At 59.2% G+C, this 11,811-nt stretch carries 3 protein-coding genes; 2 read left to right on the plus strand and 1 reads right to left on the minus strand.

The window, feature by feature from the left end; translation table 11 throughout:
* Positions 1-406: 406 nt before the first annotated feature.
* Positions 407-679: an XAC0095 family protein gene (locus ISP19_RS01670; RefSeq protein WP_204678987.1), complete on the plus strand. Its 273-nt coding sequence runs from the start codon at positions 407-409 to the stop codon at positions 677-679.
* A gap of 671 nt (positions 680-1,350) precedes the next feature.
* Entirely contained in the window at positions 1,351-9,681 is an 8,331-nt protein-coding gene (locus ISP19_RS01675; protein WP_204678989.1) for a beta-1,3-glucanase family protein, read from the plus strand.
* A gap of 437 nt (positions 9,682-10,118) precedes the next feature.
* Here ISP19_RS01675 and ISP19_RS01680 read toward each other — a convergent pair whose 3' ends face one another.
* Positions 10,119-10,901, minus strand: coding sequence for a hypothetical protein (locus tag ISP19_RS01680; RefSeq protein WP_204678991.1), 783 nt, complete (start codon positions 10,899-10,901; stop codon positions 10,119-10,121).
* Between the last annotated feature and the right edge of the window lie 910 nt (positions 10,902-11,811).

Raw genomic sequence — 11,811 nt, forward strand, 5'->3', positions numbered from 1 at the left:
GCGACTTGCCCCTTCAGAAAATTTCGCGTCATCTGATACCGCAACACTCGTACCCATGCGAAATTACGTATGTCGGACGTGCCCATCCCCAGCGATGACTACGGCACGTCCGACATGAGGTGAAGAATCGCGGATCGCCTGGGCAGGCACCCAAACGATCCGCTAACCACAATCAACTTCTCAGGAGTCAATGATGGCTACGCTCGATCATAAGGCACCCGCACGCCCCCGTGCCCCCGCCCTGGTGCATTCCCCCCACTTCACCCCCGTGCCAACGGCGCGACGTCGAGCCCTAAGTGGGTAATCGTCTAGCCGGAATCAGCTGATTCCGACAACACGAGCAGTTTTCTGCAGACCCTTCGCCCGCGCGCAATGCGCGGGCGACCTAAACCCGTGGAGCGCAGCAATGGAAAGCACCTACATCGACCCCTTCGGGTTGAAGCACTACCTATTGTCAGAAGACGACTACATTGAACTGAAAAACCTTCAGCGCCTGCTGATGATCATGGCGAACGTCGCCAACGACGAGGCGTCGCCTACCGACGAAGATGGCACCGCGATGATTCCCCGCTGGGAAATGCAGCTCACCTTCCAGCTGATCAGCAAACTGATCGGCGAGGCGCTGGAGCAATTGGAGCAGGGCAACCACATCGAGCATCGAGACCAGGCGCGGCATTGACGTGAAGGCGAGCTCGGCCACGTAGGTCGGGTTACCCCGGACTTGATCCGGGGGTAACCCGACAATCCATGAACCTCAGGTGTTGCAGCACCCAAGGACCAGCGGGTGCTTTTTGTCGGGTTACGCTGCGCTAACCCGACCTACTCACGCTGATTGGTGAGGCCTTGGCGCATTTGGAGCAGGGCAACCACATTGAGCGTCGGGACCGGATGTGGAATTGATCAAACAACAGGCAGCCTGCGTTGCGTTACCTCGGACTTGATCCGGGGCTAACCCAGCCTGCGTGATTTTCGGCGAGAAGACTTTCATCAGGCTTGCGATTATTTTTACGTAAAACACAATCTACTTATTTTTATTTACGCAAAAATTATTTAGACGTCTAAATTTATTTAAACGTCCAAATTTTTATTTAAACGTTCAATATTTCAAGTAAGAAATATGTCATGCGGTGATATCGAGAAAATAAAAATTAGAACGAGTATTAATGAACGTGACGAAAATCACTCTTCATAAGATGACTTTCATCAGATCATAGAAAAGTTCTCCACCCCAAGCCGCAGCAACGAACGTACCCCGTGGCGCTTCATGCGCCACGGGTCGCCGTATGCGGGCGTGGGTTGGCGATAGGGTTTCTCAGTTACCAAGCGCTGGTTGTCTAAAAGGGGGCGACAGTGACGCTGCATGCTTGTTGGGACTTCGTCGTTTCGAAGTGCAATCTTTCCACCCGCAACCCGGACCGGATACGAAAGTTCAGTACGCTACTTTCAGTATTGCTGGCCCTGGTGGGTGCGGGTTATGCCAATGCGCAACAGGTTGAATCGACGCTGCCTACCTCGCAGCGCCTGACCATCAACCTTGCCGCCGGCATTCCGCAGTACATCGGCAACGCCAGCTCCACATCGAATGCGCCGCAGAGCAACTGGTGGTTCGAGAACACCAATAACTCGACGGCCTACTCGACGCAGAGCTTCAACGAGAGCAGCGATAGCAGCGCGACCTGGATGCAAGTGGGCTTGCCCTACGATGCCAACATTCCGCGCACCTTTATCAACCAGACCTCCGGTGGCGGCCAGGGCTCCTTGACCGGCAACTACAACTGGTACCGCCTGCATTTCAAGGTGGACCCGAAGTACGCCGGCCAGCGCTTCCTGCTGAAGCTGGAGGGATCGCACGCCGGCGTGCAGGTGTTTATCAACGGCACCTTGTTGCAGGGTGTCAGCGCGGTCGCCGCCGATTCGCAGGCGACGCACGTGGTGGGCTTCGTCCCGGTGGTCGTCGACCTGACGCCCTACATCGTGGCGGACGGCAGCACCGATAACGTCATCGCGATCGACGTGTCGCGCGGCGCGCCCTGGTTCGAAACACCCAACTTCTCCGGCGCGTTCCGCTTCGGCCAGGCGATGGCGGGTTTGTTCCGCAACGTGAAGCTATACGTCACCAACCCGGTCTACATTCCACCGAATGTGTATTCGAACCAGAAGACCTGGGGTACCTACGTCGGCACGGTGTCCGAGGTTCCTGCTGCGCAGGGCACGGCGACCGCCGCGTCGGCCGTGGTGGATGTGCAGACCAATGTGGTGAATGAGTCGTCGACCACGCAGCAGGTCACCTTGACCACGCAAATTGTCGACGCCAAGGGCAACGTGGTCGCCACCGCAACCCCGGTGACGCAAGCCGTGGCGCCCACGACGTCCGCTAACTTGCCATCCAGCGCGACGGCGATGTTCAACCAGCAGATTACGGTGAACACCCCGACCCTGTGGTACCCGAACAACGCGAACTGCGGAACGCCGCCGGTATCGTGCGGCTCGCCGTATTTATATAAGGTCTATCACATCGTCAGCGTCAACGGTGTCGTGGTGGATTCCACGCAGGACACCCTGGGTATTCGCACCATCACCTGGGATTCGAATTTCCCGTACTTCAACGGCCACGCCGTTTATCTGTGGGGCGGTTCGGGCCGCTATGACTATCCGGGGCTTGGTTCGTCCGTTCCCGATGAGCAGGTGTGGCGCGACATGGCGCAGCTTGCGGCGCAGGGCGGCAACGTCTATCGCCCGGGCCACTCCACCAGCAGCGAAGAACTGGTAGCTGCCGCCGATGCCTACGGCATCATGATCGACCAGCCCAGCGGCGACGGCGAAGGCTACTGGAATGCCAGCTCCGATCCGACCGCGGACGACCTGCAACTGAAGCAGGAACTGCATCGCGACATGATCATCCGCGATCGCAGTCATCCGTCCGTGCTCGATTGGGAGCGCGACAACGGCGGCATGAATCCCACGCTGGCCGATGAACTGGGCACCATCGAAACCACCTGGGACAACATCAATCCGCGCATGAGCGCGGACCGCACCTACAGTCCGTCGTATGGCTTTATTGATGAATGCGACGGCGCCGGCTGCGAAGCGGGCAACAAGCAGCAGAACCCGAATAATCCGGCCTTCGGCGCCGAGTATTGGGACAACATGGGCACCGGCCGCGGCCTTGCCTACGACTACGAGCTGGCCTTTGCCGCGCCGTATCTCAATGACTGGCAGCAGGGAAGGGAGGCCAATGCGTTTGGCATGGCGCAATGGTATTTCGCCGAGTCGCCGGGCGAAGTCAGCCTGTGGGCCGAGTATCAAAATCAGCCGAACATGTCGAACTTCGTGCGTTCGCTGGGTTACTCCTCGACCGACGCGAATCGTTTCCCGCGCCTGCTTTACTACATCTATCAGGCCAACTGGATTCCCTACACGGTGCAGCCGGTCGTGCACCTGGCGCATCACTGGAACCGCGCTTACGAATACACCCAAGGCACGCCGATCCAGGAAAATGCCTTCAGCAACTGCCCGGGCGTGCGCCTGCTGATCAATGGCGTTCCCAATGATCCGGTGACCGGCGCGGTGCTGCAGGATCAGACGCCCAATCCGTGGAACATCAACTCAAGCAGCAATCTGACCCAGAACACCACGGTCATGCCGGCACAGGTGCACTGGATGGTGAACTGGGCGCCGGGCACGGTCACCGCAGAGTGCCTGGATGCGAATGGCAATCCGGTGTCGGGCGTGAGCGACTCGCGCACGACGGCCGGTCCGGAAGCGCAGATTGTGCTTACCGTGGTGCCGGATGTGATCAAGCCGGACGGCACCAGCTTCCAGTGGACGGCCAACGGTTCGGATGCTGCCTTTGTCGAGGCGCAAGTCGAAGATGCCAATGGCAACCTGGTGCCGACCGCGGCAGACAACGTCACCTTCACCGTCAGCGGCCCCGCCACCTACATGGGCGGCACGCAGCAGCTGGTGGCCGATCCATCGTGGACCACTTACTACCAGGACGCATTCTCGCAAGCCAACAGCAATGTGATTCCGGGCGTGCCGTATGCGTTCTTCCATTCGCCCGGCGATCCGGAACTGAACTTCGAAGGTGGCTTGCAGAAGATCGCGCTGCGCAGCACGTTTACGCCCGGCACCGTCACCGTGACGGCGAGTGCGCCCGGACTGCAAAGCGGCAGCGTTACCTTGACCTCCGTCGCGCCGCCGGTCACCACGCAGTCGGAAGCGCCGGTCATCATCGTTGCACCGCAGCCCGCGCAGACCACCTCCGGCTACCCGGCCACCTTCAGTGTGGTGGCGTCCGGTTCGGGCACGCTGACGTATCAGTGGTCCGACGTGAACGGCCCGATCGCCGGCGCCACCAGCGCGACCTACACCACGCCGGCAACCACCGCCGCCAACAACGGCGACACCTATACGGTGACGATTGCCGACAGCTTCGGTTCGGTGACCTCGACGCCGGTGACGCTCAGCGTCGATGCGCCCGCCAATGTAGTCATCACCACCCAGCCGGTTTCGCAAGCGGTGGTGGTGGGTGATTCGGCCACCTTGAGCGTGGCCGCGACCGGTTCGCCGCAGATCACCTACCAGTGGTATCTGGTGGGTTCGGGCGCGATTGCCGGCGCCACCCAGGCGACGTACACCACGCCGGTATTCAGCGGGACGCAAACGGCGAGTTACTACGTGTTCGTCACCAACGATCTCGGTTCGGTTCAATCGAATAATGCGACGGTGACGGTCGGTGCCGCGACACCGGTGTCGTTTACCACGCAGCCGACCAACGCCATCGTGCCGGTGAATGAGCCGGTGCAGTTCACCGCCACCGTTGCTGGCTCCGCGCCGTTCACCTATCAGTGGCAGTTCACGCCTGCGGGTGGTTCGGCCACCATCGTCGCCAGCGGTACGCAACAGACCAATACGCTTGCTTATACGATTCCGGCCGTGAGCGCCGCGAACGTCGGCGCGTACACCGTCACGGTGAACAATGCCGCCGGTGCGCCCGCGACCAGCAATGCAGCGCAAATCACGCTTGCACCGCCGGGCGTCAATCTCGCGCTGAACATGGTGGCGACGTCGAGCAGCACGCAGAACGCATGTACCGATGGCACCACCACGCCGCCCTACAGCGGCACCGATTGCCTGGGACCGGAGAACGCGGTCGACGGCAATCTGTCCACCCGCTGGGGTTCGGCGACCGCCAATGCACCGCCGACACCGGCTGTTCCCGGTGTTGATCCCTCGTGGTTGCAGGTCGACCTCGGCTCGGTGCAACCCTTCAATACGGTAGTGATCAACTGGGAAAACGCCTACGCCACGCAGTATTCGATCGAATACGCGGTCAGCAATCCAGACGATCCGTCGTCCTGGCAGACGGCCACCACCAACAACGCCGGTGCGGGCGGTACGGAAACGCTGAACTTCCCGACCGTCAACGCACGCTATGTCCGCTTGAACGGCATCCAGCGCGCAACGCAATACGGCTACTCGGTGTATGAGTTCCAGGTCTACGACGTGCCGCAATGTGGCGGCGACACCGAGCGCTACACCATCAACCAGGCCAACCCCAACCTGGTGACGGACAACCTTACCGGCATCACCTGGACCCGCACCGTGGCGACCTACACCACGCCCGGTTCTCAGTTCACCGGTGTGACGGCGCAGGGTTATTGCGCGGGCATCAATATGCGTCTGCCCACGCAAGCCGAAGCGACCAGCATCAGCGGCGTCAACAATTCCAGCTGCGCGTTCCAGGGCACCTGGAGTACGTGGACGTCGACGGTGGATCCGGATGATTCCAGCAAGACCGCCGTGGTGAACTTCGACGGCACCTCGGCTTACCAGGTCACCAACAACTATCCTGGCGCCACGTTGTGCGCTTCCGGCAGCGATGCCGGTGGTGGCGCCGCGCCGGCGATTACCACGCAACCGGCCAGCCAGACGGTAACGCTTGGCCAGCCGGCAACCTTCAGCGTGGCCGCGACCGGTCTTGGTACCTTGAGCTATCAGTGGTCGGAAAACGGCAACCCGATTACCGGGGCAACCCAGGCCAGCTACACGGTGCCTGCCACCGCGTCGACCGATAACGGTTCGGTGTTCAGTGTGGCCGTCAGCGATGTATTCGGTGCGACAACCAGCAGCATCGCCACGCTCACGGTGAATCAAAACACCTGCACCACCGTGCCGAGTGCACCGGGCGGACTGACGGCTACCGCCAACAGTGCCAGCCAGGTGAGCCTGAGCTGGGGTGCGAGCACGGCGGCGAGCGGCTGCACGGTCAGCTACACCGTTTATCGCAGCAGCACAGCCGGGTTCACGCCTTCCAGCGCCAACCAGATCACCACCACCTCCGGTACCAGCTATTCGGATACCAGCGTGGCGGCTGCCGCAACCTACTACTACATCGTTGAAGCCAACGACGTAGCCGGTGCTTCCACCGCATCCAACACCGCCACGGCGACCACGCCGGTCTCCACCTGCACCAGCAATTGCACCAGTCCGGATGCGATTGCGATCAGCGCGGGTGGTCCGGGTGCGGGTTACTTCGCTGCCGATGAAGATTTCAATGGCGGCAACGCATCGGGCACCAATGCGACCATCAATATCAATGGAGTGACCAACCCCGCGCCGCAGTCGGTCTACCAGAATCAACGCTTCGGCAACTTCACCTATACCTTGCCGGGTCTGACGCCGGGAGCCAACTACGTCGTACGCCTGCACTTCGATGAGTTCTATTGGACGCAGGCCGGCCAGCGCGTGTTCAACGTGAGCATCAACGGCACGCAGGTGTTGACCAACTTCGACATCTTCGCGGCCGCCGGTGGCCAGGACATTGCGATCGTCGAGCAGTTTGCGGCGACCGCCAATGCCCAGGGCCAGATCGTGCTGCAGTGGGTTTCGGTCAAGGACAATGCCGCGGTCAACGGCATCGAAGTTCAGGACGCGACCGCCACGAATACCCCGCCCAATGCACCGTCGAACCTGACCGCCATCACGGCGTCTTCCAGCCAGATCAACCTGAGCTGGACCGGCTCGGCCACACCGGGCGCGACGTACACGGTGTTCCGTAACGGCACGGCGGTGAGCAATGGCCAGACCGGAACGACCTATAGCGATACCGGCCTGACTTCTTCCACCACGTACTCCTACACGGTCGAAGCGACGGATTCGGCGGGCACCTCGTTGGCCTCCAACACCGCCACCGCCATCACCTTCGATGTCGACTGCGTGTCGGGTTGCGGCGCGGATGCGCTCGCGATCAGTGCGGGTGGTCCGGGGGCAGGGGACTACGTGGCCGATGAAGACTTCAACGGCGGTGGCACGTCCGGTACGGGCTCGACGATCAACACGTCCGGCGTGACCAATCCCGCGCCGCAGTCGGTCTACCAGCACCAGCGTTCGGGCAACAACTTCAGCTATACGCTGACCGGCCTGACTGCCGACGCCAGCTACACGGTGCGTCTGCACTTCGACGAGTTCTACTGGACGCAGCCGGGCCAGCGCGTATTCAACGTTGCCATCAACGGCACGCAGGTGTTGAGCAACTTCGACATCATTGCGACCACGGGCGGGCAGGACATTGCCGTCGTCGAGCCCTTCACCGCGACCGCCAATGCGCAGGGGCAGATCGTGCTGAATTTCACCACGATCACTGACAATGCCGAGATCAACGGTATCGAAGTGATTGCGCCGCCGCCAGCCTCGGCCAGCAGCCTGACCGCAACCGCGGTGTCCGCCAGCCAGATCAACCTGAGCTGGACCGGCTCAACGGCGCCCGGTGTGGTCTACGACGTCTTCCGCAGCACGACGTCCGGCTTCACACCGTCCAGCGACAATCAGATCGCCACGGCGACCAGCACCTCGTACTCCGATACCGGTCTTGCGGTGAACACGACCTACTACTACGTGGTCGAGGCTTCCAGCACCGCCGGCACCTCGGTACCGACGCCGCAAGCCAGCGCAACGACGATGGCGATTCCGGTGGCACCGACCAACCTCACCGCCACCTCCGCCTCGTCCAGCGTGGTGGATCTGAACTGGACCGCATCGACGACAACCGGTGTGACGTACACGGTCATTTGCAACGGCGCCACCGTTGCAAGTGGCCTGGCAGGAACCTCGTTTGTCGATAGCAGCGCGGCGGCTTCGACCACGTACACCTGCGATGTCCTGGCCGTCGATTCGGCCGGTACGTCGCCTGCTTCCAACACGGCGATCACCACCACGCCGGCGGTGGGTGGTGGCTCGGTGACTGCACCGACCATTGCCACGGCGCCGACCAATCAGGCCGTCACGGTCGGGCAGACCGCCACGTTCTCGGTGGCTGCCAACGGCGGTTCGCTGGCTTACCAGTGGTACAAGAACGGCAACGCGATTGCCGGCGCCACCAGCGCCAGTTATGTCACGCCGGGCACCACGGCGGCCGATAACGCGAGCAGCTTCACCGTGGCAGTGAGCAACTCCGCCGGGTCGGTGACATCTGCGGCGGCCACCTTGAGCGTCAACCAGTCGCCCACCTATACGGTCACGTCCGGCTACATCGACACTGACCTCAACAACAACACCGGTGGCCAATGGCCGGACAGCCAGATCTATGTCGAAATCCTCGGCTACGATCCGACCACCGGTGCGCTCTCCTGGGTCAACTACAACGGCACTGTCACACCGGCCAACGTGTCCGACAACACCGCCTCCAACGCGCTGACCGCGTCGAACGGGCAGACCTATCCGAACTACGCGTTCACGCTGGCCCAGGCCAATCACCAGTTGATGCTGCCGCCACTGACCTCCGGACGTATCTACATCTCCGAAGGCAGCCCGCTGTACATGTCGGTGGTGGCCGGTGCCAACGGCGCTCCCAACGGATACGCCGGACCCAACCCGCAAAACAACACCGACCCCAACATCAACGTCCACTACGACTGGTATGAGTTCAACTACAGCGCGACCAGTGGCATCTTCATCAACACCACCCAGGTCAACCAGTTCGGCCTGCCGCTGCTGCTCGATGTGTGGGGCTCCAACGAAACCTTCCACATGCAGGTAGGCATCAACGAATCGATCGCCAACCTCGACCAGGAGTACATCAACCAGGTCCCGGCCGCTTTCAGCAACCCGGCACCCACCAACCTGCGCATCCTCTCGCCCGCCGAAACCACCTTCGGCGCCGGACAAACCAACGGCACCTACTTCGATAGCTACATCGCCAACGCGTGGACCCAGTACGCCAGCAACCCGTTGACCATCACCGTCAACAACCGCCAATTCACCGGCACGGCGTCCGGCTCCACCCTGACCTTTACCGAAGTCAATCCGGCCGCCGCCAACGTGGGAGAAACCTTCGTCGTACAGCAGCCGTCCACGCAGGACATCCTGCTGTGCGCAGGCACGATGGCCACCGGCGTCCCGGGAAGCACAGCGCAACAACAGGATGAAAACGCCATCCAGCTGCAACTGGAAAACCAGATCTGCGCAGCCACCAACCGCGGCGTACTGACCACCACCGCGAACTGGGCGAATGCGTCGACCTACTACCAGTCGTCACCCGCCAACTTCTACTCGTGGTTCTGGCACCAGCACTCAGTGGGTGGGTTGGCATACGGGTTCTCGTATGACGACAACAACAACCAGAGCACGACTATTGCGACGCCCCAGCCGGAGCATATGGCGCTTGGTATTGGTTGGTAGTGGTTGAGGTTGGTTTGGTAAATGAGAAGCCCCGCCTTTTGGCGGGGGCTTTTTATTTGCTGACAGCTAAGAATTTGACGTTGTCGGCCAAAAGACATGGCCATCATCCGAATTCGTATCAGTGAATTTAACCACGGTCCTTGCTGATCAATGGATGCTATTAACTTGAGACGCCTAGGAATGAGACACGTTCGATAAGCCTCCTGCCACCTAGCTATAAAACCATGTGCGTAGAGTGACGAACCATGAGACGGCGATATGCTAATGACATCAAGTAGAGCAGGTTAATGTCGAACAGGAGCGCTGGCCGTCGTTAGCTATAGCCTGACTTTGTATGAATAAACTGTGTCAGCTACCTGTTGACTGAGCCGCGCATAGGATGTCAGTTTGGTGGAACACAAGAGTGGGGCTTCATGTAATTGAATTCAAAGATCGAATTACTTTGCTATGGGTGTCCTGGGGCTGGAGGTAATCTGCGAAGCCGAAGTGGCAGGTGCGCCACCTTGCATATTACTTATGTTCAGCAAATTAGTGGGTGCCATTAAGCGAGAAGGAATGGGGCCTGGCTGCATAACATAGGATTGTGCAGTGTTGGGGGAGGAGTTTATAGCGGAGGGCGACGGATTTGAACTTCCTGTATCTTCTAACGGATAAATGTAGATCACGTAAACCAGGAAAAAAGCGAATGACATAGCTAATATGATAAGGCCTGATACGGTGGAGCGAACTGATAGACGCTTTGTGTCGATTGTCAACTGTGTTTGCTCACCTACATTCTCTCCAAGTGCAATACTCAAGCGATAAGCCGTAACAAGCTGAACTGCGGCCAGGATAATGCCCGATACTGTTATGCAGATGACGAGCCACAATAAGAACGTCGTTTCACTGTACTGTTCGTAAAACGCGCTGCGTCTTACATCATAATCTTCGAGGCGGTAGACGCTAGATACGAGTGTCAGGCAATGCGCTGATATTGCGTCAATAGTCTGTATATCCCGACTCCTTGACGACAGGGCCGTGCTCGTTGCTTGTTCGCACTTATCGACGTATTGCGCAGGCGGCAGAATGAAGGCGTTCGGAGTTGTAGGTACACGTTGAACGGCGTGGAGTAAGAGGTAGAAAATGATGGCGGCGGCTAAAAATGCTCCCGCCACTGCTGCGATACCATGCGGTTGCATAGTCACGCGATTCAATTTGTTTCCGTTGTAAGGCTTGATCATTGAGGTGCCGGACCGGCCGTCCCGTAATAGATGTTGCTATACATATCAACGCATGAGCACGCACCCAATGCATACGCTGGACAAGCGGCCACATTTTGATCGCCAGACGGAATGTAGCAGGCGAGGTTTGGGTTTGGTTGCGGGGGTGCCTGTATCGGCGGGGGCATCTGCTGATATGCCGATGGTGGAGGTGAACTAGGTGGTGCACCATTGAAAGCCCCTGCTATCACTTGCGTAGGAGGTGGTGGCTGTTGCTCGCGCTCAGACTGACAATATTGATGTTGTTTTCCATCTGGCCCAACGAAAGTTTTGCAAGATCCGGGGGCGATGCGTGCGGCGATGTTAGGCGACTGAGCAATACCCTGCATTGAGCTTCCCAATAGCAGAATAAACAATACGCAATTCTTCATCGTACATCTCCGATAAAATATTATCGAGTAAGTTCGATAACGGCGCGTAGCCTCATATGCCGTACTTCCTTTCGCAGGTTTCTCGTATCTCCCGCACTCGTTTGCTGGGCGCCCATGTCGGACCAGCAACAAGGCAAATACCTTTGCGCGTCGCGCAAAAGTTAGTCAGTAATCGGCGTATTTGAGCCCTGTATTTCCCCTGTACTGGACTCCCCGCCAATGGGCGGTCCCTCGTTTCGAATCCGCGTGAAAATATACGAGAACGTTCGTTTAGCCCACGTGATCGTTGTGTTCAAAGCACCATTTTTCTTTGAAAAATTGATTTGGCATCAGAAATGCGCGTAGCCTTTCGTTGAAACTTGAAATAGCTTATCTGAAGCGTCCTCATTCCTTCGAGTCATTCAGAAGTAGAGGTTGGGGTTGATGATGCCACGGCGTAACGGATGGGTGACAGACCGCCGAGAGAGCGATGTGGGCGGTCATGGTTGTAACGATGTCGC

The organism is Dyella flava, assembly GCF_016904955.1.
Taxonomy (GTDB): domain Bacteria; phylum Pseudomonadota; class Gammaproteobacteria; order Xanthomonadales; family Rhodanobacteraceae; genus Dyella_B; species Dyella_B flava.

Excerpts from the sequence above, each read along its gene's own strand:
- ISP19_RS01670 (WP_204678987.1), top strand. The coding sequence starts at position 407 with ATGGAAAGCACCTACATCGACCCCTTCGGGTTGAAGCACTACCTATTG.
- ISP19_RS01680 (WP_204678991.1), bottom strand. The coding sequence starts at position 10,901 with ATGATCAAGCCTTACAACGGAAACAAATTGAATCGCGTGACTATGCAA.